A 26701-nucleotide genomic window follows, 5' to 3' on the forward strand; every position below is an offset into this window, starting at 1 on the left:
TTCAGGACAGCAGGAACTGTCGGACCTTGCCGAGAATTTCGTCGGGGATTTCCTCCGGAATGAAATGGCCCGACTGAACTTGCTCGGCGGTGACCTTCTTGGCCCAGCGCTGCCATTGTTTCAGCGGGTCGCGCTTTTCATCGACGAAGGTGCCGGAATAGAAAACCATGGTCGGGCATTCGATCATGCGGCCCTGCTTGAGGTCGGCGAGATCGTGGCTGTCGTCGATCGTGGCGCCGGCGCGGTAGTCGGCGCAGGTCGCGGCGATCACCTCCGGCCGGCGGAAGCAGCGTTTGTATTCGGCCATGACCTCGTCGGGAAAAGCCGCCATGTCGCCGGCCCAATGGCGGACGATCCATTCCAGCCAGAAATCGGGATCGGCGCCGATCATACGTTCCGGCAGGCCGTTCGGCTGGGCCAGGAACCCCCAATGGAAGGTGCCGAGGGAGAATTTCTTGTCCGCCTGTTCCCAATAGGTGGCGGTGGGCACGATGTCGAGCGGAACCAGGCGGTGCACCCGGTCCGGATAGTCCAGCGCCAGGCGGTAGGCTACCCGCGCACCCCGGTCATGGCCCATGACCGAGAACCGTTCGAAGCCCAGCATCTTCATGATTTCGACCACTTCGGCCGCCATCTGACGCTTGGAATAATTGCTGGAATCTGGGAGCGGCGCCGGGGCGGCACTGTCGCCATAGCCCTTCAGATCCAGGCAGACCACCGCCATCGAGCGCGCCAGAACCGGGGCGATGTGCCGCCAGATGACATGCGTCTGCGGATAGCCGTGAAGCAGCACGACCGGGGTGCCTTCGCCTCCCTTGATGACCTTGAAACTGAGGTCATTGAGCTGAACCTGCCAGCGGCTGAAGCCGTCGAACATGCTGCCACTCCCCTTTTCTTCGCCCGATTTCGGCCCGCTTTCATCTGGCGCGGAACGGATTAGACTGTGCGCCGCGATTCCCGGTCAACCCCTCCCAGGACAGCAGTCACAGATTGACGCCGTCCGGGCCTTTCCAAGGTTCCCCCTTTCCAATCATGACGATGATCATTCCCGCTCCGAGCACCGAACCCAGCCCCTTGCGCCAGCGCCTGCGCGCGCATTACCGGGCGGATGAAACAGGCATCGTGGAGATGCTGCTGGGCCAGGCGGATCTGCCGGCCGAAATGCAGGACCGGATCGCCGCCCGCGCCCGGAAACTGGTCGAGGAGGTGCGCCGCAACCGCGTGGGCCAGGGCGGCATCGACGCCTTCATGCATGCCTATGAACTCTCCTCGCGCGAGGGCGTGGTGCTGATGTGCCTGGCCGAGGCGCTGCTGCGCATTCCGGACAACGAGACCGCCAATCAGCTCATCCGCGACAAGCTGAAGGATGCCGATTTCGCGGCGCATCTGGGCGAGTCGGATTCGATGTTCGTCAACGCCTCGACCTGGGCCCTGATGCTGACGGGGCGCATCATGCAGCTCGACCAGTCGAGCAGCGACCTCAAGGGCGTCTTGAAGCGCCTGGTGGCGCGGAGCGGCGAGCCGGTCATCCGCCAGGCGGTAACGCAGGCGATGAAGATTCTCGGCAAGCAGTTCGTCATGGGCCGCAATATCGAGGAAGCCGTCGACCGCGCCGAATCCGCCGAGAAGCGCGGCTATCGTTATTCCTACGACATGCTGGGCGAAGCGGCGCGCACCATGAAGGATGCCGAGCGCTACTTCGCCTCCTACATCAACGCGATCGCCGCCATCGGCAAGGCGTCGAAGGGCAAGGGCGTCGTCGCCGGTCCGGGCATTTCGATCAAGCTCTCGGCGCTGCATCCGCGTTATGAATTCGCCCAAAGCGACCGTGTGATGAAGGAGCTTGTGCCGCAGGTTGTGGCGCTGGCTCAAGCCGCCAGGAAGGCCGGCATCGGCTGCACGATCGATGCCGAGGAAGCGGACCGGCTCGACCTCTCGCTCGATATCATCGAAGCGGTGGCGGGCGATGCCAGCTTGAAGGATTGGGACGGGCTGGGGCTTGCCATCCAGGCCTACCAGAAACGCTGCCTGCCGCTCATCGACTGGCTGGCCGATTGCGCGCGCAGGAACCGGCGTCGCCTGATGGTGCGCCTGGTGAAGGGCGCCTATTGGGACAGCGAGGTGAAATGGAGTCAGGAACGCGGCCTGCCGGACTATCCGGTCTTCACGCGCAAGGTCTCGACCGACGTTTCCTATCTGGCTTGCGCGCGGCGCCTGCTCTCCGACGGCCAGGCTTTCTATCCGATGTTCGCCACCCACAATGCGCATACGCTGGCGGCCGTGATCGAGATGGCCGGCGGCGAGGCGGCTGCGCGCGAGAAGCTGGAATTCCAGCGCCTCCACGGCATGGGCGAACCGCTCTACGATCAGGTGACGCCCTCTGATGCGATGGGCATTCCCTGCCGCGTCTATGCGCCGGTCGGCAGTCACGAAGACCTGCTGGCCTATCTCGTGCGGCGCCTGCTGGAGAACGGGGCCAACACCTCCTTCGTCAACCGCATCGTCGATGAGAAGGCGCCCTTGGATGCCATCGTCGCCGATCCGATCGCCCAGGTGCGCAAGCTGAAGACGAAGCCGCATCCCGGCATTCCGCAGCCGCGCAACATGTTCGGCGCGGAGCGCAAGAATTCCGCCGGTATCGATCTCACCGATCCCGAAGCGATGCAGGCACTGGCCGGCGAAGTGACCGCTGCTGCCGCAAATCCGGCGACAGCCGGTCCGATCATCGGCGGCGTCGAGAAGATCGGCAAGGCGGATGATGTGCGCAACCCGGCCGATATGGGCCAGATTGTCGGCCGCGTCGTGCAGGCAACACAGGCCGATGTCGACGATGCCATATCGCGCGCCAGCCGGGCCTTCGCCGATTGGGCGGCGTCACCGGCAGCCATTCGTGCCGCCTGTCTCGACAAGGCGGCCGATCTCATGGAAGCGCGGCGCGGAGAATTGCTGGCGCTGTGCATCCGCGAAGCCGGCAAGACCATCGGCGATGCCATCGCCGAACTGCGCGAGGCGGTCGATTTCTGCCGCTACTACGCCGCGCGCGCGCGCGCCGATTTCGCCGCACCCTTGCCGCTGCCCGGACCCACCGGCGAGCGCAATCAGCTTTTGATGCAGGGCCGCGGCGTCTTCGTCTGCATCTCGCCTTGGAATTTTCCGCTCGCCATCTTCATGGGCCAGGTGAGTGCGGCGCTCGTTTCCGGCAATTGCGTCATCGCCAAGCCAGCCGAGCAGACGCCGCTCATCGCGGCCCTTGCCGTGAAGCTGCTGCATCAGGCGGGGGTGCCGGGCGATGTGCTGCATCTGCTGCCCGGCGACGGTCCCAATGTCGGCGCACCGCTGACGCGCGATCCGCGCATCGCCGGTGTCGCCTTCACCGGTTCCACCGAGACGGCACGCCTCATCAACCGCACGCTCGCGGCCAAGGATGGGCCGATCGTGCCGCTCATCGCCGAGACGGGCGGGCAGAATGCGATGATCGTCGATTCATCGGCCCTGCCCGAGCAGGTCGTGCGCGATGTGCTGATTTCCTCGTTCCAGAGTGCCGGCCAGCGTTGTTCGGCCTTGCGCGTCCTCTTCGTGCAGCAGGATATTGGCGCGAAGCTCGAGGAAATGCTGTCGGGTGCCATGGCGGAGCTTCGCGTCGGCGATCCATCCATCCTCAAGAACGATATCGGCCCGGTGATCGACGCCGAGGCGAAGTCGGTGCTCGACGCGCATGCCGCGCGCATGGACCGCGAAGGCAAGCTGATCTATCGGACCAAGCTCGACGGCGATGCCGGCAAGGGCCATTTCTTCGCTCCCGTCGCTTACCGCATCGATGGCCTGAACCGCCTGCAGCGTGAAGTGTTCGGGCCGGTGCTGCATGTGATTCACTACGCGGCGGACAAGCTCGACGATGTGCTGGCCTCGATCAATGCCACCGGCTATGGCCTGACGCTGGGCATTCACAGCCGCATCGACGGCAAGGTGAAGTACATCGCCGAGCGCCTGCGCGTGGGCAATACTTACGTCAACCGCAACATGATCGGCGCGGTGGTGGGCGTGCAGCCTTTCGGCGGCGAAGGCCTCTCCGGCACCGGCCCCAAGGCCGGCGGCCCGCATTATCTGCACAGGTTTGCGACGGAGCGGACCCTCACCATCGATACGACGGCAGCGGGTGGAAACGCGAGCCTGCTGAGTTTGGAGGAAGAGGGGAATTGAGCGTCGGCAAGACGCCACTCACCCCGACCCTCTCCCCACTTCGTGGAGCGAGGGAGTTTTGAGCGAGCCTTTGCAACAAGCCCCTCGCCTCGCTTGCGGGGAGAGGGGTTGGGGTGAGGGGTGCTTCCTAAAACACGACCTGCGTCGCCACGGCGAGTTCAGCCACCGGGATGTGGCAGGCGATGCGGTGGCCGGTTGCCGAGACCTGTTCTGGCGGCGGGGTGTCGTCGCAGATGCTGCCGACTTTCCGCGGGCAGCGCGTGGCGAAGGGGCAGCCCTTGGGGCGGTTCTGCGGGCTGGGGATATTGCCTTCGAGGATGATGCGGCGCTGCTTCACGTCCGGGTCGGCGATCGGCACCGCCGACATCAGCGCTTCGGTATAGGGATGATAGGGCGGGGCGAAGACGTCGGCCACCGAGCCATATTCCATCACCTGGCCCAGATACATCACCGCCACATGATCGGCGAGGTAGCGCACCACGGAGAGATCGTGGCTGATGAAGAGCAGGGTCGAGCCGCGCTTTTTCTGGATGTCGACCAGCAGGTTGATGATCGCCGCCTGCACCGAAACGTCGAGTGCCGAGACCGGCTCGTCAGCGAGGATCAGTTCCGGTTCGCCGGCCAGCGCCCGGGCGATGGCGACGCGCTGCTTCTGCCCGCCTGAGAGCTGGCGCGATTTGCGGCTGGCGAATTCCAGCGGCAGGTTGACCGTGTTGAGCAGATCGTCGACCTGGGCGCGGGCCTCGCGGCTGCCGATGCGCTTCAGCTTCGAGATCGCGCGCTCCATGATGTAGCCGATGGTGTGGCTGGGATTGAGCGTGCTTTCGGGATTCTGGAACACCATCTGGATCGAACGCTTGGTGTCGCCGTCGCGGTCCTCGACCGCCGTGTTGCCGATATCCTTGCCGGCCAGCATGACCTTGCCGCCGGTCGCCAGCTCGATGCCGGTCAGCACCTTGGCGAGGGTCGATTTGCCGCAGCCGGATTCGCCGACGATGGCCAGGGTCTCGGCCCGCTCGGCGGCGAGGTCGATATCGTCCACCGCATGCACGTCATAGCCGGTGGCGCCGAACATGCCGATGGATTGATGATAAGTCTTCTTGAGACCGTCGAGCGTGAGGACGGCTTCGGCCTTGGCCGCGATCGTTGCGGCCCCCGCATTGGCGCCGCCGGGGCGCGCATGCGCGGGCAATTCCGCCGCGCGCACGCATTTGACGCGGTGATGCCCGCTGTCGCCATGGAGCGCGGTCGGGATCGGAACGGTCGTGCAGCGCGCGGTCACGGCATCCGGACAGCGCGGCGCGAAGATGCAGCCCTTGGGCCGGTTGAGGATCGGCGGCACCTGGCCCGGAATGGCCGACAGGGGCCGGCTGCGCTTGTCGGCGTTCAAGGTCGGGATGCAGTTGAGGAGGCCGCGCGTATAGGGATGGCGCGGGTCGCGGAACACCTCGCCGATCGGGCCTTCCTCGACCAGCTCGCCGGCATACATGACGCCGATGCGGTCGCAGATGCGCACGACCGTGCCCAGATTGTGGCTGATGAAGACGATGGCGCTGTTATGCTTCTTGCGGAGCTGCGCCACGAGGTCGAGCACGGCGGCTTCGACCGTCACGTCGAGGCCGGTGGTTGGTTCGTCCATCACCAGGAGCGAGGGTTCCGACATCAGCGCCATGGCGATCACGACGCGCTGCTGCTGGCCGCCCGAAAGCTGGTGCGGATAGCGCGTCATGATGTGCTCGGGGTCGGGCAGATTGACCTCCTTGAGCATCTGCACGGCGCGCTTGCGGGCTTCTTCCTCGTTCACATTGGAATGGATGAGCGGCACTTCCATCAGCTGCTTGCCGACGGGAATGACCGGATTGAGGCTGCTCATCGGATCCTGATAGACCATGGCCATGCGGCCGCCGCGTATGTTGCGCAGCTCCGCCTCCGACATCCGGGTCATGTCGCGGCCTTCGAACAGGATCTCGCCGCCGGTGACGCGGCCGGCGCCGCCCAGATATTTCATGATGGCGAAGGCCACCGTCGACTTGCCGCAGCCGGATTCGCCGACCAGCCCCAATGCCTCGCCCTCATAGAGCGTGAGGCTGATGTTGGGCACGACCTTCAATTCACCGGCGCGGACGAAATAGGAGATCGAGACGTTGCGCAGTTCCAGGATCGGCTTGCGGCCGGCCGCATCCTGGGCGGGGCGGTCCAATGTGGCGGCGGCACTGCTGCTCATCTGACGATCCCTCTATTCTCGTTAGTCGCGGATGCTGATTTCGCGCATGCCGTCGGCCAGCAGGCTGAAGCCGACCACCAGCGAGGTGATGGCGCCGGCCGGGAACAGCGACATATGCGGATAGACCGACATCATCGCATAGGTGTCCTTGACCATGCCGCCCCAATCGGGATCGGGCGGCGGCAGGCCGAGCCCCAGGAATCCGAGCACGCCGATGGCGATGGTCGTGTAGCCCATGCGCAGGCACGCATCGACGATGAGTGGCCCGCGCGCATTGGGCAGGATTTCCACCAGCATGATGTAGAAGGCCGATTCACCGCGCATCTTGGCGGCCGCCACATATTCGCGTTCGCGCAGCTCCAGCGTCATGCCGCGCACGATGCGGGTGATCTGCGGCGAGGAGATGAAGATGACCGCGATGATGATGTTGAGCGCCGAGGGACCCAGCTTCATGATGACGATGATATAGAGCACGATCGCCGGGAAGGAGAGAACCACGTCGGAGACCCGGTTGACCAGCTGGTCGACCCAGCCGCGATAATAGCCCGCCATCAGGCCCAGCATGCAGCCCACCACATAGGCGCAGAGAACCGCGACCGGCGCTACCTGCAGCACGGTGCGCGATCCCCAGACGATGCGCGAGACGATGTCGCGGCCCTGATTGTCGGTCCCCAGCCAGTTGACGGCGCTCGGCGTCGGGTCGATCAGCGCATCCATGTTGCTGGCATTGGGGTCGAAGGGCGAGAGCAGGGGCGCGAAGATGGCGACGAAGATCCAGAACAGCACCAGGAAGGCGCCGATCATGCCGACCGGGGATTCCTTCAGCAGCCGGACCCGGTTCCAGGTGAGGGCGATGATACCGTCGTTAGCCATTGTTGCCCTTACCTTCAAGAGAAGCGAATGCGCGGGTTGAGCATCATGTAGCCGAGATCGCCAGCGATCTGGGTCGAGACCGAGATCAGCACGGCAAAGAGCGCGCCGGCTTCGACCACGGCGACGTCCTGCGCCAGCGCCGCTTCGAGCAGCATGCGGCCGAAGCCCGGATAGGCGAAGACGGCTTCGACCACGACCACGCCGGTCACGAGATAGTTGATCTGCAGCAGGATCACGGTGAAGGGTGCTATCATGGCATTCCTGAGCGCGTGCTTCAGGATAACGGCCCTGAAGCTCATGCCCTTGAGGATGGCGGTGCGGATATAGGGCCTGGTCATCACCTCGACCATCGAGGCGCGCACCATGCGCACGACATAGCCCAGATCGTAGAGCACCATCACCGCGACGGGGAGGACCAGCTGCTGCCAGATCGACCAGCCGGCCCCGGAATCGAGCGGCGAGGTGCCAGGCAGCCAGCCCAGCCAGATCACGAAAATGCTGGCCAGGAACACACCGGAGGCGAATTCAGGCACGGATGTGGTGACGATGCTGCCGACCGAGATGGTTCGGTCGAGGAGGGAGCCTTCGCGCATGCCGGCGCTGATCCCTAGGATGATGGACATCGGCACGATGATGGCGAACGCGATGCCGGCCAGGAGGAGGGTGTTGCCGAGACGGTCCCAGATGATGGCGTTCACTTCGGTCTTGTAGAGCGTCGAATAGCCGAGATCGCCGGTCAGGGTATTGCCGAGCCATTCGCCGTAACGGACGATGACGGGCCGGTTGAGGCCCAGTTCCTCCGTCAGGATGTCGACCTGGTTCTGCGTTGCGAAAGGCCCCAGAACCTTCCTCGCGACTTGCCCGGGCGTGAATTCGAACGCCGCGAAAACCAGCGCCGAAACCACAAGCATCGTGAAGGCAAGCAAAGCTAATCGCTTGGACAGAAATGCCAGCATTGTCCCCTCGGCCATCCCCGAGCCCATTTCCGGTCGGTGCCGGACCCCGGTTCATGCCGGGTGTAAGTGGCTCAATCGACTAACTAAAGCACAAAAGCGCGCCCTTGCCAGCCATCAATATCGAATAGCACCATAACCGATGGGTGCAATGAATATGCGCGGAAAACGGCCAAACTTCTCAATTTGCGCCAATGTGGCGTTCGTAAAGGTACTGCGCCGCCGCCAAATCCTCATGCCCGCCGCCGCCGGATTTGAACCAGGTGATTTCCCGATTGTCCTCTCGGCCCGGCCGTTCGCCGCGATTGAGTTGGAACATGTCGATGATATCGCCTTCCTTGGCGAGGCCCGCGGCCAGCGGCGCGCAGACGTCGCCGGCGACGCCGACCGTCGTCAGTCTTGCATCGACATAATGGCGGGCTGCGCGGCGGAAGGCGGCATCGTCCGCCTCGCGCATCTCCGGGAGATAGCCGCCGACGAGATCGAGATGACAGCCGGGTTTCAGCCATTCGCCCGCGATGATCGGATCGGTGGCGCGCGTCGCGGTGGAGATGATGTCGGCCGCATGCACGGCGCGGTCGAGATCGCCTGCAATCTCGACCGGCAGGCCCAGCGCCCGCAAGGGCGCGGGATCGAGCGCTTCCGGCCGGCGGCTCCACCACAGAACCCGTTCGATCGGCCGGACGGCGCAATGCGCGGCGATGAGATGCGGCGCCAGCGCGCCGCCGCCGCAGACCAGCAGCAAGGCGGCGTCCTTGCGGCTCAAGAGGTCCGATGCCATGGCGGAGTTGGCCGCTGTTTTCACAAGGGTAAGCGCCGCGCCATCCAGCGTGGCGATGGCAGTGCCCTGTCGTCCGTCGAACAAGGCGTAAATTCCCTGAATGGCCGGCAGATCGCGGCGCGGATTGTCGGGAAAGACGCTCACCAGCTTGATGCCGAAATAGCGATCGAAGCTCCAGGCGGGCAGCAGCAGCCAATCGTTCTGTCCCGTTCCATGTTCCTGTCGCCTGGTCGGCTGGCTGAGCAGCATGCGCTCGATGATATCGACGCCCTGGCGGTTCATGGCCTTCAGCGCGCCGACCAGTCCGGGATAGTCGGAGAGCGCGTGAATGCGCCGGGCGTCGAGATGCAGCATGATTGTCCCTAGAGCCTGAGAGCGAGGCGGCGGCCTTCGAAGATGGCGGCGGCTGCCTGGCGCGGTGCCAGGCAATCGCCGATCGCATGGTGCGCGATTGCCTTGACCTGCAGATCGTCATGCAACGCGCTATCGGCGATGTTGGTCGTCGCCAGGACCAGTGAGTCGAACGGCTGCTTCCGTTCGTCGCCGGTCGACAGGTCGCGGATGGTTGCGGCGTGCCCATGCCATTCGAGGATGACGGAATCGGTGACGAAGGTGACGCCAAGCTTCCTGAGGCGCGAACGCATCGGGAAATCGGCGGCAGTACGCGCCAGATCGCGCCCGACATAGGCATCGGCCGTCAGCAGGGTCACGGCATGATCCTTCTCCGCCAGATGCCAGGCAGTGCCGGGGCCGCGCCAGTTGCCGGCATCGTCCAGCAGCAGCACCCGCTTGCCAAGACGCGCCTCGCGCCGCATGACGTCCTCGACCGACCAGACATTGGCGCCATCGACGCCGGGCAGGGCATCGCGGTGGGGAATGCCGCGCTGCCAGCCGCTCATGCCGGGTTGCGATCCGGTGGCGAGGATGATTTCATCCGCCTCGATCATCGCGATGTCGGATGCATCGAGATAGGTGTTGAGCCGGATTTCGACCCGGAGTTTCGTCAACTGGCCTTCATACCAATTGATGAGGTCGGCGATCTGCCCGCGTCGCGGCTGCAGGCCGGCAAGGCGGAACTGGCCGCCGAGCTGGCCGGTGGCTTCCGCCAGAATGACGCGGTGGCCGCGCTCGGCTGCGACGCGGGCGGCTTCGAGCCCGGCCGGCCCGCCGCCGACGACCAGCACCAGTTTCGGCTTTTCCGCCGCCGTGAAGGTATCGCCGCCCCAGTCGAATTCGCGCCCCGCCGACGGGTTGATGAGGCAGGAGATCCAGTAGTCGCGCGAACGCCGGCCCCAGCACATCTGGTTGCAGGAAATGCAGCCGCGCACGTCTTCCGGCCGCCCCGCCTTGGCCTTGTTGGCGAGATGCGGGTCGGCGATCTGGCCGCGCACGATGCTGACCGTATCGGCCTGGCCGGAGGCGATGACATAATCGGCATTCTCCGGCGTGCGGATATGGCTTTCGGCCTGCACGCGCACGGTCTTCAACGCAGCCTTCATCGCCTCGGCGAAGGGTGCGCCCATCTTATCCTCGTAGACGAAGGGCGGGATGATCTTGGTGAAGTCGAAATAGCTCCCCGTGCCCAGCGTGATGTAGTCGTAGAGTCCACGCGCTTCGTGCCACTGGGCGATTTCGATCTGCTGTTCGATGGTGAGGGCCGCCGGACTGCCGGGATCGAGGCTGATGGCCATGCCGATGATGAAATCCTCGCCCACCTTGCGGCGCATGGCGCCGAGCAGGTCGCCGGAGAATTTCATGCGTTTCTCGAAAGCGCCGCCATAAGCGTCGTCGCGGCGGTTGGCCTGCGGCGACCAGAATTGTTCGAGGATGGCGTTATAGGCCGCCATCAGCTCGACCCCGTCATAGCCCGACGCCTTGGCGCGGTGGGCGGCGGCGGCGAAGGCGTCGACGGTGGCCTCGATCTCACCGATCGTCATGCGATGGCTGCCGTCCATATCGTGCATCGACGGAGCACCCGAGGGCGAATGGCTGGCCTCGAAGGAATTGTCCCAGTCGCCGTGGGCGCCGACATGATAGAGCTGCTGGATCATGACCGTGCCATGCTCGTGGCAGGCATCGGTGATTCTGCGGAAATGCGGGATGACGCCGTCGTCGCCGCAGCGGAAATTGCCGCGAGTGAGCACGGCTTGCGCATTCACCGGCACGGGCTCCACAACGATCATGGCGGCGCCACCCCGCGCGCGTTCGCGGTAATAGCCGAGATGCCGGTCGCTGGGCCAGCCATCCACGCTCATATTGGCGGTATGCGCGCCGAAGACGATGCGGTTCTTCAGAACCTTGTGGCGCAGGGTCAGCGGCTGGAAGAGATGCGGGAAGGCTGGCGGCATGGGCTTGGCTCGTCACATGGGCATCGGCCGCCAGAGTGGTTGGCCGGCCGGCGCGGTGTCAAGCACCCAAGCAGGAATGGTTCAAGTAGCTTCCTTCATGCCGAGCAGCCATTGGATGCCGGCCAGATGCTGCTGGTCGTGGCTGCACAGGAAATGGATGAGGCCGCGTACCGTGACCGGCCCATAGCCTTCGAAGACGCCGCGCCGCCGCAGCGCCGCGCCATCGATGCGATCAAGCAGCAGCATGGTTTTCTCGCGCGCCGCCTCGAAGGCGTCGAGGGCGCTGGCAAGCTCGGTACGGTCGTATTGGCGGCTTTCAACCAGCGCATAGCCATCGATCGATTCCAGGAAGGGGTCGGTCTCGGTGAGCAGGCGCTGGAAGCGCTGGGTATATCCGTCGGCCTCGATATCGCGCATGTGGCAAATCTGCTGGCGGATGGTCAGCATCTCGCTGGGGATACCCTCCCACGATGCCGGCCGCCAATCGAGCGCCTCCGCCGGAATGCCGGACATGAGATCGCGCAAGGCAGTCGGAAAACTGCGCAGGGAATTGAGATTGTGCGGCAGCAGTTCCATGAGGCTATTCGTGGAACGGCGATTGGGCCGGCATCTCGCCGTCCGCTTCCTTGACCGCCTTGGCGTAGGCGCGGGGATTCCTGTAGGGGCCGGTCTTGACCAGATCCCTCGCCGTCGCCGCGCGCAGTTCGGCGGTGCGCGGCATGACCTTCAGGAAACCGCCGTCGCGCCCGATGAGCAGGATCGGCTGGTTGTTGCGCGTGGCGACGCGGCGGTGGCTGGCCGAATGGCGCTTCATCGCATCGCGCTCTTCCTCGTCGCGGCTGAACACATATTCGTAGGCGGCGATGAATTCGCGGATGAAGTCGCGCTCGACCACCTGCATGTTGGAGATGAGCCAGCAGCGGTCGGCGAAGATCCAATAGGTGCCGAGGCCCAGCAGTTCGCCCTGGCGGTTGAAATAGGGATAGAAGGGAAAGGCGCGGCAGGCGAGGGTGCGGTTGTCGCGCTCGCAGAAGCGCGCGCCCTTGCACTCGACCGCGACGCAATCCCTGTGGAGTTCGTCGACGATCTTGCGGGCGGTCGCATCGTGCGGCTTGAAGCGCCGCCAGAGGTCGGTCCGGCTCTTCAGCAAGTCGAATTCCGGCTTGTCGACCACGGGAATGGCATGGGTCGTGTCGCAGCATACCGGCTGGCCATTGTTGAGCGGCGCGCAAAAACGGCCGCAGTCGAAGCGCGATACATTGGCCTGGAAACGGTCGTAGACCGCCTTGAAATCCATCGGTCGCATGCTGTCAGTCATACAGTCTTTGCCTCAAATGCGAGTCGCGGGGCTCTCGCTCCAGTGATTTATGCTTTGCCGCCGACTCGAAATCCAGTTAAGAATGAGCCAGTTAGCAAGGTTTTGGCGGCGGCCCGTGGGCTGTCCGCGAGCGAGGGAAGCGTATCCATCATGACGCGTTTCTGGGTGATCGGCGGAAATTACGCCGACACGAATTTCGACCGTCTCCAAGGCGGCGGCAAAGAAGAGCGGATCGGCCCCTTTGCCACTTACAACGAAGCCAAGGCGGCTTGGCAGAAGCGGGCGTGGGAAACGGTCGATCAGGCCAACGCCCGCTACCGGATCGAGGAAGAAGGCGGCGAGGTCTGCTATTGGGTCGTTGGCGGCCCTTACTGCGATACCACTTTCTCCGAACCGGCTCCCGGCGGCGGCGAGCAATGGTTTGGGCCTTTCGACAGCTATGACGAGGCCAAGACGGCCTGGTCGCGCCATGCCTGGTCGACGGTGGACGACGCCATGTGCCGCTACCGCATCGAGAAGCTGACCCGAGGCGAGCATCCCAGATCCGCCCATCCCGGATCCGCCCACTCCAGGTCTGCCCACCCCAGATCCGCCAAGTCGCACTGACGCGCCATGGCAAATCCCGGTGAAATCTGGGTCGAGGGGATCGGCGTCATCGCCGCCTGCCTCACCACTTTGAGTTTCCTGCCGCAGGCCTTGCGCATCTGGCGCAGCGGTTCGGCGCGCGATGTCTCGCTCACCATGTACCTGATGATGTTCGCCGGCCAGGTCATGTGGCTGACCTATGGCGTGGTGATCGGCTCGGCCTCGCTCGTTTTCTCCAACATCAGCGCCCTCATCCTGGTGGGATCTGTCCTGCTCCTGAAGCTGCGCGACGGCGCGGCGATCCGGGTCAGATAGGCGCGCGGGCCGCCAGGCGCTGCACGATGGCCGCTCGCGGCTGGCTGATTTCGCCGCAGAAATAGCCCAGCACGGTCAGGCCTTGCGTCTCGGCAAAGGCCAGCAACTCGCCCGGCGCCAGCAGGAAATCGGGATTGCTGGGCTTGCCGAAGCGTTCGTTGCCCAGACCGAACGTCTCATAGATCAATAACCCGCCCGGCAGCAGGGACGTGGCGAGACGCGGCAGCAACGGCCGATACAGGTAATTGGTGACGACAATGCCGGCAAAGCGGCGGCCGGGCAGTGGCCAGGGCGAGCCGTCTTCCAGGTCGGCCGCCACGATATCGACCGCGGAACTCCATGTTCTGGCCTTGAGGGCCGTTACGTCGCGGTCGATTGCAACGACCGGATGCCCCGCCTTCGACAGGAAATCGGCATGCCTTCCGCCGCCAGCGGCGATATCGAGCACCGCGCCGCCGGGCTCGATCAGCTGGGCGAACTGGACAACCCAGGATGAAGGTGGTGAGGAATTGGCCAAATCACACACTTTTGTCAAAGAGACGTCATGAAACCGCGGCGGAAGCTGGCATTCTTACCTTCGCCCCCTATATTCTTAACTTCTCTCAGCGATCATGAAAGGGTCGCGATTGGTATGAGCGCATTGTCATGATCGTATTCCAGCTCAATTGTGGCCAGGGCCACAGCTTCGATACCTGGTTCAAGGACGGCAGCTCGGCCGACCGGCAGCTCGCGCGCGGCCTCGTCGAATGTCCGGAGTGCGGCGACCGCAAGGTCGCTAAGGCCTTGATGGCGCCGCGTATTTCCTCGAAAGGCGAGAAAAGCCTGGCCGAGAAAACCCCGGCCGAGAAGAATCCGGCGCGGAACATGACGGTACTAGCCAAGAACATGCGTGAGCAGCTCATCGAGGTGCGCCGCCAGGTCGAAGCCAATTGCGACTATGTCGGCGACAAATTTGCCGAAGAAGCGCGCAAGATCCATTACGGCGAAACGGATGCCCGCGGCATTTTCGGCGAGGCCAGCGAAGAGCAGCACCGCGAATTGTCGGAAGAGGGTATCGAGGTCGCACGTATTCCCTGGCTGCCCCGGGACGATGCCTAGCTGATCCAGTCGACGATATAGTCTTCGGGCTCGCCGGCCTTGGTTTCCGAAATCGCCTTTTTCCGGATCGAAATCCCCGCCCGATGGACCGTGCGCGGATCGCCTGAAATCAGCGGATGCCACCAGGGCAGATCCTGCCCCTGGTGCACCAGCTTGTAGGCGCAGGTCTCGGGCAGCCAATCGATGCGCCCGATATTGCGGGGCGTCAGCTGGACGCAGTCCGGCACGATCGCCTTGCGGTTCCTGTAGTCCTTGCATTGGCAGGAGCGCAGGTCGAGCTGCTTGCAGGCGATGTTGGTGAACAGCACCCGGTCGGTGTCGGCGTCGCGCAGCTTGGTAAGACAGCATTTCCCGCAGCCGTCGCACAGGCTCTCCCATTCCGACGGCGTCATCTTGGAAAGGGGCGTCGTCTTCCAGAAAGGCTGCTTGTCCGCAGCTTTCTTCACGAAGCCTTGTTTCCACGGATGAAGGCGCCGATCGCCGGGCTGATCCGTTCGCGCCAGGAGCGCCCGCTGAAGAGGCCGTAATGGCCGACCTTTTCCTCCGTCACCTGGAGGCGCAGCTTGTCGGGAATGCTCGAGCAGAGTGCCTGCGCCGCATGGCATTGGCCGGCACCGGTGATGTCGTCGCGGCCGCCTTCAACCGTCATCAGGCCGACATTGCGGATCGCCTTCGGGTCGACCAGATGGCCGCGATGCTTGAGGCGGCCGTTCATCAGCGCATGTTCCTGGAACACGATGCTGACCGTGTCGAGATAGAATTGCGCATCGAGATCCATGACGGCCAGATATTCCTCGTAGAAGCGCCGATGGCTACTGGCGAATTGGTCATCGCCCTTGGCATGGGCCCAGAGGAAGTCGATATGCGCCTTCAAGTGACGGTCGGGATTGAGCGACATGAAGCCGGTCAATTGCAGCAGTCCCGGATAGACGCGGCGCCCGGCGCCCGGATGAATCGGCGGCACATTATGCACGGCCGCCGTCTCGAAGGCCGAAATCGGATGCGATTGGGCGAGGCGCGTGACCTCGGTGGTGCCGACACGGGTATCGACCGGGCCGCCCATGATGATGAGGTTGCGCGGCGTCAGCGGATCCTTGGCTTCGGCCATCAGGGCCGTCGCCACGATCGAGGCCGGCGCCGGCTGGCAGATCGCCAGCATGTTGACGCCCGGGCCGATATGGCCGATGCAGCGGCGCAGCACGTCGACATAGTCCGCAAAGCCGAAGCGGCCGTCGCTCAGCGGAACCTCGCGCGCGTCCTGCCAGTCCGTCACATAGACATCGTGGCTGACGAGGAGGCTTTCGACCGTGTCGCGCACCAATGTCGCGAAATGGCCGGAGAGCGGGGCCACCAGCAGGATCTTCGGATCCGCGCGCGGCTTTTCCAGCACGCGCTCGAACTGGATCAGGCGGCAGAAGGGCTCGCCATGGATCAGTTTTTCGCGGATCGGCACCGTCTCGCCATCGATGGTGACACTGCCGATGCCGAATTCCGGGCGGCCGTGCCGTCGCGCCGCCCGCCCCAAGATCTCGAAAGCCGCGGCGCCCGCCCGATGCAGGGTGGTTTCCGACAGTGGATTGTGGGGGTGCGCCAGCAGATTGCGCCATGTGTCGGCGGCAATCCGGAACGGAGTCAGCGCGAGGTACTGAGCCTCGATGGCGTGATAAAGCATATTAATTCTTTACGCTGCGGTGCGACATATAGCAACCCTAACCCCGAACAATGAGTTAACTGTTAAGAAGAACACCCGCTTCAACCGGCCAAGTTAACCATAATATCGTCTCCTTGGTAAAAATTTCGGCATCGACGGCCGATTTGCGGTTCTGCAGCGAGACGGAAATCGGCGGCGCCCCCTCCCGCCATTCGGTCAGGAGCAAACTGCGGTCGCCCAGATAGGAGCCGGCCAGGGTCCGCCCCTTGATGGCATTGGCTGCGCCCTGCGGGGCGGTTGCCACCGCATCGATTTTCTCCGGACGCACGGCGACGATGGCCGCCTGGCCAGGGGCCGCACCGTTGCTGGCGGGCACGCGGACATGCTGGCCTGGGGCGATCTCGACCGCCGCGATACCGCCGGCGATGCTGGCGATGCGCCCTTCGAAGAAGTTCATGTTGCCGATGAAGCCGGCGACCTCGCGGCAGTTCGGACGCTCATAGAGCGCCCCCGCCGTATCGATCTGCAGCACCTTGCCACGCGCCATCACGGCGATGCGGTCGGAAAGCGACAGCGCCTCCTCCTGGTCGTGCGTCACGAAGATGAAGGTGATGCCCAGCGATTTCTGCAACTGCCGCAGCTCGATCTGCATTTCTTCGCGCAGTTTCTTGTCGAGGGCACCCAGCGGTTCGTCGAGCAGCAGCACCTTGGGCTCGCAGACGATGGCGCGGGCCAGGGCCACGCGCTGGCGCTGGCCGCCGGAGATCTGGTTGGCGCGCCGGCTGCCCAGTCCGCCAAGGCGCACCATGTCGAGCGCCTGCGTCACCTTCCTGGCGATGCTGGCCTTGTCGAGCCCACGATTGACGAGGCCGTAGGCGATGTTTTCGGCGATATCGAGGTGCGGGAAGATGGCATAGGACTGGAACACCATGTTGGTCGGGCGCCGGTTGGGCGGACGAATGCCCATCGGCTCACCGTCGATCAGGATGTCGCCCTCGGTCTGCCGCTCGAAACCGCCGATCATGCGCAGCAAGGTGGTCTTGCCGCAGCCCGACGGTCCCAGCAGGGAAAAGAATTCGCCCGGCGCGATATCGAAGGTCGCATTGTCGACCGCGGCAAAGCCGCCAAATCGCTTGCTGACGGATTGGAGTGAGATCATGGGTTGCGTCATTCGAAATTGTCCTGGCCGACCTCAGATGACCGATGAATCGCTGCCGGCGACACCGCGCCGGCGCAGCCATTCGGCAAACACCACGAGCACGATCGAAACCATCAGGATGAGTGAACCCAGCGCCAGCACATCCGGAATCTTGGATGGAAAGCGCAGGCTGCTGAAAATGAAAATGGGCAGCGTCGCGTCAGAGCCGGCCAGGAAGAAAGCCAGCAGATACTCGTCGAACGACGTGATGAAACACAGCAGCAGGCTGGAGACGATGCCCGGCATCACCAGTGGCAGCGTCACGCGCCGGAAACTGGCCCAAGCCGTGTCGCCAAGATCGCGGGAGGCTTCCTCGAGGCTGCGGTCGAAACCTTCCATGCGCGCCATCAGCACCAGCATGGCGAGCGGCACCGTGATCAGCACATGCGAGGCGCCCACCGTCCACAGCGACAGATCGATATCGAGCCCGCGCCGCAGGATGACCAGGGTCGAAACGCCGATCACCATGTAGGGGATGACCAGCGGCAACATGATCAGCGCATAGATCGAGCGGCGGAAGGGAATGCGGTAGCGCGTCATGGCGCGCGCCGCCAGCAGTCCCAGGAACGTGCTGGCGATGGAAACGCCGATGCCGACCTTGACGCTCGACCACAACGCCGCCTGCAGCGACGAATTGACCATCAGATTCTGATACCATTTGAAGGTGAATCCCTTCAGCGGCAGGGTGATATAGATATTGTCGTTGAAGGAGAAGAGCGGCAGCAGCAGCACCGGCACATAGAGGAAGGCGAGATACAGTACCGCGAACAGCGACAGCAGGTTGAGATGCTTGCGGATCGTTTCCATGGGTCTAGAGGTCCGCGGCCTTGAGGCGCTTGCGCCCGATCATGCCTAGGAAAGCGCAGACGGCCAGGGTGATGGCCAGCATCATGATGCAGGAAAGGGCCGCCCCCAGCGGCGCATTGTTGCCCTTGCCGAACTGGGTGACGATCGAATTGCCGATCATGATGCCCGATGTGCCGCCGACCAGGGTCGGCGTGATGTAATCCCCCACCGTCGGGATGAAGACCAATAGCGTCGCGGAGATGGTTCCCGGCAGCGACAGCGGGAAGGTGATGCGCCAGAAGCGCTTCCACCTGGAATCGCCCAGATCCTGTGCCGCCTCGAGATAGGAGCGGTCGATCTTCTCCAGGCTCACATAGATCGGCAGTACGGCATAGGCCGCCCATGCATGGGCCAGCGTGATGGTGACGGCGGTGGGATTGTAGAGCAGGAATTCCAGCGGCTTGTCGATGATGCCGGCGAATTTGAGGCCGGAATTGATGACGCCGTTGAAGCCCAGGATGATCTTCCACGCGAAGATGCGCAGCAGATAGCTGGTCCAGAAGGGGACGGTCAGCAGGATGATCCAGATGAGTTTCGATTTTCCGATGCGGAAGGCCATGAAATAGGCCATCGGATAAGCGAGCACGACGACCGCAACCGTCGCCGTGAACGACATCCACAGCGACTTGGTGATGAGGATGCGGTAGAGCGCGCCTTCTTCGGTGAAGAGGACCCGATAATTGTCGAGATTCCAGTCGGCGTTGAGATCGAAGCCGGTCTGGGTCCAGAAGCTGACGATGACGATGCCCACGATGGGCACCACCATCATGCCCAGCACGATGAGCAGTGTCGGCAGGATGAGCCACAGCCCGTCCAGCCATTCAGGTCGGATCGGGCGGGGCTCGGCAGAGGAAAGGGTTGCTTGCGCGGTCATATCTCTAGCGCCGGTAACAGCGAAGGAACCGGCGGACATTGCCGCCGGTTCCCCAGGCTGTGTCGCGATAAATGCGTCAGGCGCCGGCCTTCACTTCCTCGAAGACCTTCTGCACTCTTTCGGTATCCAGGATCGGCTGCTGGAAAATGCCCTTGGCGAAGAACTCGGTCGGATCCTTGGGCAGCCCGCGTTCGGCCAGGATCTTGTCCTCGACCAGTTCGAAGGTCTTGGTATTGGAATGGCCGTAGCCTTGGACTTCGATCAGCCATTTGCCGGCTTCCGGCGCGGTCATGGCGTTGATGAGGTCATAGGCCTTGTCGATATGCGGCGCGTCCTTGGTCAGCACCAGGCCGCAGCAATAGCTCATGATGCCTTCCTTGGGGTTGGCGAACTTGATGTTGACGCCCTGGCCGGTGAGCGTGACGACCGAGCTGTTCCAGCCCGTGGAGGCAACGAGCTCGCCGGAGGCCAGCGCCTGCTCGACGGCCGAGTTGCTGTCCCAGTAGAAGCGCACCAGCGGCTTCTGCTTGACCAGCAATTCCTTGGCCTTGGCCAGTTCGTCGTCGGTCATGTTGAAGGGATCCTTGGCGCCCAGCACGATGCCGGCGATCGATACGGCTTCCGTGGCGTCGGCGGACATGGAAATCTGGCCGGAATAGCGCTCGTCCCACAGCATGGTCCAGGATTCTTCCTTCACGTCGAAGAGATCGGGACGGTAGAGGATCGACGTGTTGCCCCAATCGACGGGAATGAAGAACTGCTCGCCCTTGTCGCCCTGCGCATAGGGCAGCTTGGTCAGGCTCGGGAACAGATCGCCGAAATTCGCGAGGCGGCCGGTGTCGATCGGCTCAGCACATCGGCGTCGCGCCAGCGCTTCAGGTCGAGATTGCAGGGATGAACGACATCGACCTTGAAACCGCTGCGGACCTTGGTCAGCGCTTCCTCGACATCGCCGAAGACCGGGCCTTCCGGCTCGGCATTGTTCTTGGCCGTGTAGCCGGGATGGAAGCCCGGATCGTTATAGCCTTCCCAGGTGAAATAGATCGCCTCGCCATCCTGGGCCTTGGCGCGGCCGACCGGCAGCATGGTCATGGTGAGACCGGCGGCGGTCAGCATCTGCAGGATATCGCGGCGCGACATGCGGCCGGATTTCATCGCACTTAGAAATTCATTGGCTTCCATCACGTAAATCCCTCCCGTCCCGTTCGTTCTTGTTTCTGGGGCAGTCATTTGCTGCCGCCTTATTATTCCTGTGTACAGGTAATCTTGCCATTGCAGCGCCGGACCCGCAACTATGCTTCTTAAATGCGCGGGAAATCGCGCTAAACTTGCCGGCGAGTCGGCGTTTGCCTGCCGAATCTGCCTGATGCGACGGCCTCGATATTCTTTCCGGACGGTCAAGCTTCCCTCAAGACGGGAACGGCGATGCGGCGCGGAAGCTGAAAACGCGCTGGAAGGAGGCCAACGGTGAGCGCCATCACTTCGAGCGACGGCACTATTAGATAAATGGTTGGCACTTGAACCACGCAATGCGGGGCATAAGGAATGATGACGCAATCCGCCGGATATCATTGTCTGGCTCTCGGCCTCGTCGGCATCCTGCTCGTCGGCGCTGAAGCAGCCCATGCGGAAGATCATTCCGTGGCGATCGTCGAGGATACCAGCGGCGCGGTCGCCGGCATCGAGGCGCTCGATCTGCTGCGGCCCGGTCGCGAGATCGACCTGCGCGGCGATGGCGGGCTTATCCTATCCTATCTCGATTCCTGCCAGCGCGAGAATATCCGCGGCGGCAAGGTCAGGATCGGCAAGGTCCAGTCCGTCGTCACCGGCGGCGTCGTGGCACGCGAGCGGCTGGCTTGCGACCCTGCAGCCTTGTCCCTGAGCCCGGAACAGGCCAATCAGAGTGCGACGCTTGTTTTCCGCGAGCCGGACAAGGTCACGGGCGATCCCGTGGCGGAAACGGCCGCATTCATGATGGATACGCGGCAGCCGCTGCTCATTGCACCCGGTCATGCGACGGTCGCGATGAGCGACCTGCGCCACGCCGGGCGCAAATGGTCGGTCAAGGTGGTCAAAGGCGTCGCCGACCTGACGGCGGGGCACGGCTTGCTCGACCAGGGCGGCGTCTATCGCATCGATGCCGGCAGCCAGAAGATCGTCTTCCGCGTCGGCAAGGACGCGACCGACGCGCCGCTGAAACTCTTGAAGCGCGTGATCCGGTTGCCCGATTAATGGCAGGAGGCCTCGTTCGGGGCCTTGCCGCTCGCCAGCCCCTCCAGGATCGGACAGTCCGGCCGGTCGTCGCCGTGGCAATTCCGAGCGAGATGACGCAGCGCCGCCGCCATCTCCTGCATTTCGGCGATCTTGGCCTCGAGGCCGGCGACATGGGTCATGGCCAGTTTCTTGACCTGGGCACTGGAGCGCTGCCGGTTGCGCCACAGGGCCAGCAGTTCGCGGATCGCTTCCAACGGAAAGCCCAGCGAGCGCGCGCGCTGGATGAAGCGCAGATTGTGCACATCCTGGGCGGCATAGAGCCGGTAATTGCCGTTGCTGCGCTCGGCGCGCGGCAGCAGGCCGATGCTTTCATAGTGGCGGATCATCTTGGCGGAGACGCCGCTGGCCTTGGCGGCGGCGCCGATGCTCAAGGGTTCACTCATTGCGGCCTCCAGCGATTGAGGGTGAGGGCATTGGTGATGACGGCGACCGAGGAAAGCGCCATGGCGCCGCCGGCGATGATCGGGCTGAGATAGCCGAATGCCGCCAGGGGAATGCCCAGCAGGTTGAAGACGAAGGCCCAGGCCAGGTTTTCCTTGATCTTGCGTGTGGTGGCTCGCGCCAGCGCGATGGCCTGCGGAACCAGCGCCGGATCGCCGCGCATCAGGGCGATGCCGGCGGTTTCGATCGCGACATCCGTCCCCGTTGCCATGGCAAGGCCAAGGTCGGCCGCTGCCAGGGCCGGGGCATCGTTGACGCCATCGCCCACCATCGCGACCTTGGCGCCCTCTGCCTGCAGCGCGTCGACCGCATGGGTCTTGTCATCGGGCAGCAATTCAGCGCGGATGTCGTCGAGACCCAATTCGGCGGCGATCCTGGCCGCCGCACCCTTATTGTCGCCGGTCAGCATCAGCGATTTGACGCCGAGGTCATGCAGGGCCGCGACAGCGGACGCGGCGCTCGGCCTCAACCGGTCGGCAAAGGCGAAAAGGGCGATCAAATGCGGCTGCGGCGCCGTTTCCGCGAGATATGAGACGCTGGCACCGTCGGCGGCGAAATTCGCGGCGGCATCGTGGAGCGTCACCACATCGACGCCATTCTCCTGCAGCATCTTCGCGGTGCCGAGAATGTACTGGCGCCGATCGACGCGGGCGGTGACACCGCGACCGGCGACAACGCGCGCTTCCAGCGCCTGCGGCAGGACCAGCCCTTCAGCAGCCTGGCGCAGAGCGTCGGCCAGGGCATGGGTGCTGCCGGTCTGCAGTGCCGTCGCGATGATCAAGGCCTGCCGCTCGTCGCCGCCGGTGGTCTTGATTCCCTGAATGCGCGGCTTCCCTTCCGTCAACGTGCCCGTCTTATCGAAGGCAACCACCGTGATGCCGCCGGCGGTCTCCAGCGCCGCCGCGTCGCGGATCAGGATGCCGCGTTTGGCGCCGGCGCCGACGCCGACCATGATGGCGGCGGGGGTGGCCAGCCCCAAGGCGCAGGGACAGGCGATGACCAGCACCGCGACGGCATTGATGAGCGCCGTCTCGATGCCGGCGCCGGCCAGCAGCCAGCCGATCAGCGTGATCGTGGCAATCGCGATCACGACCGGCACGAAGATTGCGGAAACCCGGTCGGCCAGGCGCTGGATCGGGGCCTTGGCCCCTTGCGCCGCCGTCACCATGCGAATGATGCGGGCGAGGGTCGTTTCGGCGCCCACCGCGGCGACCTCGATTTCGATGGCACCCATGCCATTGACCGATCCGCCGATGACCCGGTCACCCTTGGCCACGACGCGCGGCCGGCTTTCGCCGGTGATAAGGGATTCGTCGATCTCGCTGTCGCCGATACTGATCCTGCCATCGGCGGGCACGCGTTCGCCGGCACGGACAATTGCGATATCGCCGCTCGCCAATTGCTGCAGCGGGATGTCGCTTTCGACACCATCGCGACGGACCCGTGCCTGGGCCGGCCACAGCGCATTGAGCGCACTCAGGGCGGAGAGCGTGCGCTTCTTGGCGCGCTTCTCCAGCCATTTGCCCAAACGCACCAGCACGATGATGACGGCGGCGGATTCGAAATATAGGTGATGGGGATTGTCGATCATGAAAAGGCTGAGGCCGAAGGCGGCACTGGTGCCGAGCGCCACCAGCAGGTCCATGTTGCCGCTGAAGGCGCGCAGCGCACGCCAGGCGCCGATATAGAAGGGTAGGCCCAAACCGAACTGCACGGGCGTTGCCAGGGCTAGCTGGATCCAGGGATCGATCATCCACATGCCGCCCACCGTCAGTTCCAGCGCCATGGGCAACAACAGGGGCAGGGTGAGGGCGGCCCCCGCCAGCAGGAACCAGGCTTCGCGATCGGTCTTTTCCGAGCCGGCATCGGCGCGGATGCCGTAGCCGGCCTTTTCGACGGCCTGCTGGATCGCCGGCCGGGTGACGGCATCGCTGCCGGCGACGATCGCTTCTTCGCTGGCCAGGTTGACCTCGGCACGCTCGACACCGGGCAGGCGCTTCAGCACCTTCTCGATGCGCATGGCGCAGGCGGCACAGGTCATGCCGCTGATTCCCAACCGATATTCCGTGGCGCTGGCGGTCATTTATCGCTCCTGATCTTCATGGCGCCAACATCATATGGTCCTTCCAATCATGGGAAGGTCAAGCGACGATACAAATTGTAGCGCGGTGCTGCGATTTGCTAGGGTGCCGGCGACCGGGAAGCAGCTAAACCATGACAGAACAGCGAAAATCCACCTCGAACGCCGCCGCAAAGAGGCTTTTTGGCCGCATTGCCGGGCGCAAGGCGAAAATCGGCATCGTCGGCCTGGGCTATGTCGGCCTGCCTTTGGCCTGCGTTTTTGCCGAAAAGGGCTTTGCCGTCACCGGCTTCGACCTTGATTCCGGCAAGACGGATAGGCTCATGGCCGGGCGCTCCTATATCCGGCATATCCCGGCCAGGCGCATCGCCCCGCTGGTGAAGGCCGGATCGCTCAAAGCGAGCGCCGATTTCCGCGCCATGAAGGCTATGGATTGCATCATCATCTGCGTGCCGACACCGCTTTCCAGGCAGCGCGAGCCGGATTTGAGCTTCGTCGCCAACACGGCGGCGGAGATCGCCAGGCATCTGAAGCCCGGACAATTGGTGGTGCTCGAATCCAGCACCTATCCGGGCACCACGGATGAAGTCGTGCGGCCGGCGCTGGAGACGAGGAAACTCAAAAGCGGGCGCGATTTCTTTCTCGCCTATTCGCCGGAGCGCGAGGATCCCGGCAACGAAACCCATGGCACGGCGGCGATCCCCAAGGTGGTCGGCGGCGACGGTCCCGTCGCCCTGGACCTGGCCTTGGCCCTCTATGGCGCGGTGGTGGTGAAAACGGTTCCCGCTTCGAGCCCGGCAACGGCCGAAGCAGTGAAGCTCACCGAGAACATCTTCCGCTCCGTCAACATCGCGCTCGTCAACGAACTCAAGGTCATTTTCGATGCGATGGGCATCGACGTCTGGGAGGTGATCGACGCCGCCAAGACCAAGCCGTTCGGCTTCATGCCTTTCTATCCCGGGCCGGGCCTCGGCGGACATTGCATCCCGATCGATCCCTTTTATCTCACCTGGAAGGCGCGGGAATTCGGCATCGCCACGCGTTTCATCGAACTGGCCGGCGAAATCAACACACTCATGCCGCGCTACGTGGTGGACCGCCTGGTGGCGGCTCTGAGCGAACGCGCCGGAAAGGCCCTGAAAGGGGCGCGCATTCTGGTGGTCGGTCTCGCTTACAAGAAGAATGTCGATGACATGCGCGAAAGCCCGGCCCTGACCCTCATCGATATGCTGGAGGCGCAGGGCGCCAGGGTCGATTATCACGATCCGATCATCACCGTCATCAAGCCCTCGCGCGAACACCCGCATCTCTCCGGCCGGCGCTCCAGGGCGCTGACCGATGCCACGCTCAAAGGGGCCGATGCGGTGCTGATCGTGACCGATCACGATACGATCGATTTCAAACGGGTCGGCAAACTGGCCAAGCTTGTTATCGACACACGCAACACCATGGCGCGCGCCGGCTGGCGCGGCCGCAACATCGTCAAGGCCTGATCACCTATGACCATCCTCGTGACCGGCGTCGCCGGTTTTATCGGCTACCATGTCGCCGAAGCCTTGCTGGCGCAGGGGGAGCGCGTGCTGGGGCTAGACAATATGAACCCCTATTACGACACCAAGCTGAAGCAGGCGCGCCTGCATCGGCTGGAGCGGCATCCGCATTTCTCCTACGTCTTCGCCGATATCGGCCGCGCCCCGGCGCTCAATGCCGCCATCGACAAGCATGGCGACACGATTGCCGGCATCGTCCATCTGGCGGCGCAGGCCGGCGTGCGCCATTCGATCGACCACCCGACCGACTATGTCGGCGCCAATCTTTCCGGCCATCTCAATGTCTTGGAAATGGGCCGGCATCTGCCGCGGCTCAGGCATCTGGTCTATGCCAGTTCCAGTTCCGTCTATGGCAACAGCCGGCGGGTGCCTTTCGCCATCGACGATCCGGTCGACCGCCCGGCCTCGCTCTATGCCGCCACCAAGCGCGCCGACGAACTGATGAGCATATCCTATGCCCAGCTCTATCGCCTGCCGCTCACCGGCCTGCGCTTTTTCACCGTCATCGGGCCCTGGGGCAGGCCGGACATGGCCTATTACCGCTTCACCCAGGCCATTCTGGCGGGTGAGAAGATCGAGGTCTTCGGCGACGGCAGTGTCGAGCGCGACTTCACCTATATCGACGATATCGTCGCCGGCGTGCTCTCGGCCCTCGACCACCCGCCGTCGAGGAACGAGGAGATGCCGCACCGCCTCTATAATCTCGGCAGCGACCGGCCGGTCAGCCTCAACCACCTGATCGATCTGATCGAACGGGCCTGCGGGCACAAGGCGGAACGCAACGTCCATGCCCCGGCCGCCGGCGATGTCAGGGCTACCTGGGCCGATCTAACCCTGAGCCGCGCCGACCTCGGCTACGAACCGAAGACGCCGCTCGCCGATGGAATCGAAAAGTTCGTGGCCTGGTATCGGGATTATGCGCAGGCCTAGAACGTTTCAACGTTACTCGGAATTGTTCGCCTTGCTCCGTCATCCCCGGACTTGATCCACGGCTGTCCGGTTTAGCTTTCAGCAGCGCATAAGAAACCCCTATTCGCAGGAGATTTCTTTGCATCTTTCAGCAAGCCGGACGCTGTCTCGTCGATTCTAAAC

The 26701-nt window shown here is 63.8% G+C and carries 25 protein-coding genes; 7 read left to right on the forward strand and 18 right to left on the reverse strand.

Going from position 1 to position 26701, the window contains the following annotated elements; genetic code table 11:
• Position 1 precedes the first annotated feature (1 nt).
• Entirely contained in the window at positions 2 to 877 is an 876-nt protein-coding gene (locus tag ACE3TY_RS01260) for an alpha/beta fold hydrolase (RefSeq protein WP_374650142.1), read from the reverse strand.
• A gap of 155 nt (positions 878 to 1032) precedes the next feature.
• Here ACE3TY_RS01260 and putA point away from each other — a divergent pair, with 155 nt between their 5' ends.
• Positions 1033 to 4200: a bifunctional proline dehydrogenase/L-glutamate gamma-semialdehyde dehydrogenase PutA gene (gene putA / locus ACE3TY_RS01265; RefSeq protein ID WP_374650144.1), complete on the forward strand. Its 3168-nt coding sequence runs from the start codon at positions 1033 to 1035 to the stop codon at positions 4198 to 4200.
• A gap of 127 nt (positions 4201 to 4327) precedes the next feature.
• Here putA and ACE3TY_RS01270 read toward each other — a convergent pair whose 3' ends face one another.
• From ACE3TY_RS01270 to ACE3TY_RS01300, 7 genes are all read right to left on the reverse strand, one after another.
• Positions 4328 to 6424, reverse strand: a complete 2097-nt coding sequence (locus ACE3TY_RS01270; RefSeq protein WP_374650146.1) for a dipeptide ABC transporter ATP-binding protein — start codon at positions 6422 to 6424, stop codon at positions 4328 to 4330.
• Between the two features lie 21 nt (positions 6425 to 6445).
• Positions 6446 to 7297, reverse strand: a complete 852-nt coding sequence (locus tag ACE3TY_RS01275) for an ABC transporter permease (protein ID WP_374650148.1) — start codon at positions 7295 to 7297, stop codon at positions 6446 to 6448.
• Between the two features lie 14 nt (positions 7298 to 7311).
• Positions 7312 to 8268 carry an ABC transporter permease gene (locus ACE3TY_RS01280; RefSeq protein WP_374650150.1) on the reverse strand — a complete coding sequence of 319 codons (957 nt, stop codon included), beginning with the start codon at positions 8266 to 8268 and terminating at the stop codon, positions 7312 to 7314.
• 163 nt (positions 8269 to 8431) lie between these two features.
• Positions 8432 to 9385: an ornithine cyclodeaminase family protein gene (locus ACE3TY_RS01285; RefSeq protein WP_374650152.1), complete on the reverse strand. Its 954-nt coding sequence runs from the start codon at positions 9383 to 9385 to the stop codon at positions 8432 to 8434.
• A gap of 8 nt (positions 9386 to 9393) precedes the next feature.
• Positions 9394 to 11379, reverse strand: a complete 1986-nt coding sequence (locus ACE3TY_RS01290; RefSeq protein WP_374650154.1) for an FAD-dependent oxidoreductase — start codon at positions 11377 to 11379, stop codon at positions 9394 to 9396.
• A gap of 81 nt (positions 11380 to 11460) precedes the next feature.
• Positions 11461 to 11955, reverse strand: a complete 495-nt coding sequence (locus ACE3TY_RS01295; protein ID WP_374650156.1) for a DinB family protein — start codon at positions 11953 to 11955, stop codon at positions 11461 to 11463.
• Positions 11956 to 11959: 4 nt separating this feature from the next.
• Positions 11960 to 12697 (reverse strand): hypothetical protein, encoded by a 738-nt coding sequence (locus ACE3TY_RS01300; RefSeq protein WP_374650158.1) that lies wholly within the window; start codon positions 12695 to 12697, stop codon positions 11960 to 11962.
• Between the two features lie 150 nt (positions 12698 to 12847).
• On the opposite strand from ACE3TY_RS01300, the gene ACE3TY_RS01305 reads away from it, so the two are divergent.
• Together ACE3TY_RS01305 and ACE3TY_RS01310 are read left to right on the forward strand one after the other, a co-directional pair.
• The gene (locus ACE3TY_RS01305) at positions 12848 to 13303 is read left to right on the forward strand and encodes a DUF4170 domain-containing protein (protein ID WP_374650160.1); all 456 of its coding nucleotides are present in this window, start codon (positions 12848 to 12850) and stop codon (positions 13301 to 13303) included.
• 6 nt (positions 13304 to 13309) lie between these two features.
• Positions 13310 to 13597, forward strand: a complete 288-nt coding sequence (locus tag ACE3TY_RS01310; RefSeq protein ID WP_374650161.1) for a SemiSWEET family sugar transporter — start codon at positions 13310 to 13312, stop codon at positions 13595 to 13597.
• Here ACE3TY_RS01310 and ACE3TY_RS01315 read toward each other — a convergent pair.
• A complete protein-coding gene (locus ACE3TY_RS01315; RefSeq protein ID WP_374650163.1) occupies positions 13590 to 14114 on the reverse strand; it encodes a class I SAM-dependent methyltransferase in 525 nt (174 codons plus the stop codon). The two genes, ACE3TY_RS01310 and ACE3TY_RS01315, sit on opposite strands and share 8 nt — an antisense overlap.
• A 128-nt stretch (positions 14115 to 14242) precedes the next feature.
• On the opposite strand from ACE3TY_RS01315, the gene ACE3TY_RS01320 reads away from it, so the two are divergent.
• Positions 14243 to 14695: a DUF1178 family protein gene (locus tag ACE3TY_RS01320; RefSeq protein WP_374650164.1), complete on the forward strand. Its 453-nt coding sequence runs from the start codon at positions 14243 to 14245 to the stop codon at positions 14693 to 14695.
• Here the strand turns inward: ACE3TY_RS01320 and ACE3TY_RS01325 are convergent.
• From ACE3TY_RS01325 to ACE3TY_RS01355, 7 genes are all read right to left on the reverse strand, one after another.
• A complete protein-coding gene (locus ACE3TY_RS01325; protein WP_374650166.1) occupies positions 14692 to 15141 on the reverse strand; it encodes a YcgN family cysteine cluster protein in 450 nt (149 codons plus the stop codon). The two genes, ACE3TY_RS01320 and ACE3TY_RS01325, sit on opposite strands and share 4 nt — an antisense overlap.
• Positions 15138 to 16367, reverse strand: a complete 1230-nt coding sequence (locus ACE3TY_RS01330) for a polyhydroxyalkanoate depolymerase (protein ID WP_374650168.1) — start codon at positions 16365 to 16367, stop codon at positions 15138 to 15140. Before ACE3TY_RS01330 ends, ACE3TY_RS01325 begins: the two co-directional genes overlap by 4 nt.
• Positions 16368 to 16422: 55 nt before the next feature.
• Entirely contained in the window at positions 16423 to 17505 is a 1083-nt protein-coding gene (locus tag ACE3TY_RS01335) for an ABC transporter ATP-binding protein (protein ID WP_374650170.1), read from the reverse strand.
• A 33-nt stretch (positions 17506 to 17538) separates the two neighbouring features.
• A complete protein-coding gene (locus ACE3TY_RS01340; RefSeq protein ID WP_374650172.1) occupies positions 17539 to 18351 on the reverse strand; it encodes an ABC transporter permease in 813 nt (270 codons plus the stop codon).
• Positions 18352 to 18355: 4 nt separating this feature from the next.
• Positions 18356 to 19264 carry an ABC transporter permease gene (locus ACE3TY_RS01345; RefSeq protein WP_374650174.1) on the reverse strand — a complete coding sequence of 303 codons (909 nt, stop codon included), beginning with the start codon at positions 19262 to 19264 and terminating at the stop codon, positions 18356 to 18358.
• Positions 19265 to 19340: 76 nt separating this feature from the next.
• On the reverse strand, positions 19341 to 20156 hold the full coding sequence (locus ACE3TY_RS01350) for a PotD/PotF family extracellular solute-binding protein (RefSeq protein WP_374650364.1): 816 nt from the start codon (positions 20154 to 20156) through the stop codon (positions 19341 to 19343).
• The gene (locus ACE3TY_RS01355; protein WP_374650176.1) at positions 20060 to 20446 is read right to left on the reverse strand and encodes a hypothetical protein; all 387 of its coding nucleotides are present in this window, start codon (positions 20444 to 20446) and stop codon (positions 20060 to 20062) included. Before ACE3TY_RS01355 ends, ACE3TY_RS01350 begins: the two co-directional genes overlap by 97 nt.
• Before the next feature lie 363 nt (positions 20447 to 20809).
• Here ACE3TY_RS01355 and ACE3TY_RS01360 point away from each other — a divergent pair, with 363 nt between their 5' ends.
• A complete protein-coding gene (locus ACE3TY_RS01360) occupies positions 20810 to 21496 on the forward strand; it encodes a hypothetical protein (protein WP_374650178.1) in 687 nt (228 codons plus the stop codon).
• Here ACE3TY_RS01360 and cueR read toward each other — a convergent pair.
• Complete coding sequence (cueR, locus tag ACE3TY_RS01365; RefSeq protein WP_374650366.1) at positions 21493 to 21909, reverse strand: Cu(I)-responsive transcriptional regulator; 417 nt, start codon at positions 21907 to 21909, stop codon at positions 21493 to 21495. The two genes, ACE3TY_RS01360 and cueR, sit on opposite strands and share 4 nt — an antisense overlap.
• 8 nt (positions 21910 to 21917) lie before the next feature.
• A complete protein-coding gene (locus tag ACE3TY_RS01370; RefSeq protein ID WP_374650180.1) occupies positions 21918 to 24062 on the reverse strand; it encodes a heavy metal translocating P-type ATPase in 2145 nt (714 codons plus the stop codon).
• A gap of 131 nt (positions 24063 to 24193) precedes the next feature.
• Between ACE3TY_RS01370 and ACE3TY_RS01375 the strand changes: the two genes are divergently transcribed.
• Positions 24194 to 25552 (forward strand): nucleotide sugar dehydrogenase, encoded by a 1359-nt coding sequence (locus tag ACE3TY_RS01375; RefSeq protein WP_374650182.1) that lies wholly within the window; start codon positions 24194 to 24196, stop codon positions 25550 to 25552.
• A gap of 6 nt (positions 25553 to 25558) precedes the next feature.
• Positions 25559 to 26539, forward strand: coding sequence for an NAD-dependent epimerase/dehydratase family protein (locus ACE3TY_RS01380; RefSeq protein ID WP_374650184.1), 981 nt, complete (start codon positions 25559 to 25561; stop codon positions 26537 to 26539).
• The last annotated feature ends 162 nt before the right edge of the window (positions 26540 to 26701 follow it).

The sequence above is a fragment of the Dongia sp. genome, assembly GCF_041918875.1.
Classification (GTDB): domain Bacteria; phylum Pseudomonadota; class Alphaproteobacteria; order Dongiales; family Dongiaceae; genus Dongia.

Excerpts from the sequence above, each read along its gene's own strand:
- ACE3TY_RS01345 (WP_374650174.1), bottom strand. The coding sequence starts at position 19,264 with ATGACCGCGCAAGCAACCCTTTCCTCTGCCGAGCCCCGCCCGATCCGA.
- ACE3TY_RS01340 (WP_374650172.1), bottom strand. The coding sequence starts at position 18,351 with ATGGAAACGATCCGCAAGCATCTCAACCTGCTGTCGCTGTTCGCGGTA.
- ACE3TY_RS01320 (WP_374650164.1), top strand. The coding sequence starts at position 14,243 with ATGATCGTATTCCAGCTCAATTGTGGCCAGGGCCACAGCTTCGATACC.
- ACE3TY_RS01310 (WP_374650161.1), top strand. The coding sequence starts at position 13,310 with ATGGCAAATCCCGGTGAAATCTGGGTCGAGGGGATCGGCGTCATCGCC.
- ACE3TY_RS01330 (WP_374650168.1), bottom strand. The coding sequence starts at position 16,367 with ATGCTTTATCACGCCATCGAGGCTCAGTACCTCGCGCTGACTCCGTTC.
- ACE3TY_RS01380 (WP_374650184.1), top strand. The coding sequence starts at position 25,559 with ATGACCATCCTCGTGACCGGCGTCGCCGGTTTTATCGGCTACCATGTC.
- ACE3TY_RS01370 (WP_374650180.1), bottom strand. The coding sequence starts at position 24,062 with ATGACCGCCAGCGCCACGGAATATCGGTTGGGAATCAGCGGCATGACC.
- ACE3TY_RS01290 (WP_374650154.1), bottom strand. The coding sequence starts at position 11,379 with ATGCCGCCAGCCTTCCCGCATCTCTTCCAGCCGCTGACCCTGCGCCAC.
- ACE3TY_RS01285 (WP_374650152.1), bottom strand. The coding sequence starts at position 9,385 with ATGCTGCATCTCGACGCCCGGCGCATTCACGCGCTCTCCGACTATCCC.
- ACE3TY_RS01360 (WP_374650178.1), top strand. The coding sequence starts at position 20,810 with ATGATGACGCAATCCGCCGGATATCATTGTCTGGCTCTCGGCCTCGTC.
- ACE3TY_RS01260 (WP_374650142.1), bottom strand. The coding sequence starts at position 877 with ATGTTCGACGGCTTCAGCCGCTGGCAGGTTCAGCTCAATGACCTCAGT.
- ACE3TY_RS01300 (WP_374650158.1), bottom strand. The coding sequence starts at position 12,697 with ATGACTGACAGCATGCGACCGATGGATTTCAAGGCGGTCTACGACCGT.
- ACE3TY_RS01280 (WP_374650150.1), bottom strand. The coding sequence starts at position 8,268 with ATGGCCGAGGGGACAATGCTGGCATTTCTGTCCAAGCGATTAGCTTTG.
- putA (WP_374650144.1), top strand. The coding sequence starts at position 1,033 with ATGACGATGATCATTCCCGCTCCGAGCACCGAACCCAGCCCCTTGCGC.
- ACE3TY_RS01335 (WP_374650170.1), bottom strand. The coding sequence starts at position 17,505 with ATGATCTCACTCCAATCCGTCAGCAAGCGATTTGGCGGCTTTGCCGCG.
- ACE3TY_RS01375 (WP_374650182.1), top strand. The coding sequence starts at position 24,194 with ATGACAGAACAGCGAAAATCCACCTCGAACGCCGCCGCAAAGAGGCTT.
- ACE3TY_RS01295 (WP_374650156.1), bottom strand. The coding sequence starts at position 11,955 with ATGGAACTGCTGCCGCACAATCTCAATTCCCTGCGCAGTTTTCCGACT.
- ACE3TY_RS01275 (WP_374650148.1), bottom strand. The coding sequence starts at position 7,297 with ATGGCTAACGACGGTATCATCGCCCTCACCTGGAACCGGGTCCGGCTG.
- ACE3TY_RS01305 (WP_374650160.1), top strand. The coding sequence starts at position 12,848 with ATGACGCGTTTCTGGGTGATCGGCGGAAATTACGCCGACACGAATTTC.
- ACE3TY_RS01270 (WP_374650146.1), bottom strand. The coding sequence starts at position 6,424 with ATGAGCAGCAGTGCCGCCGCCACATTGGACCGCCCCGCCCAGGATGCG.
- ACE3TY_RS01355 (WP_374650176.1), bottom strand. The coding sequence starts at position 20,446 with ATGGAAGCCAATGAATTTCTAAGTGCGATGAAATCCGGCCGCATGTCG.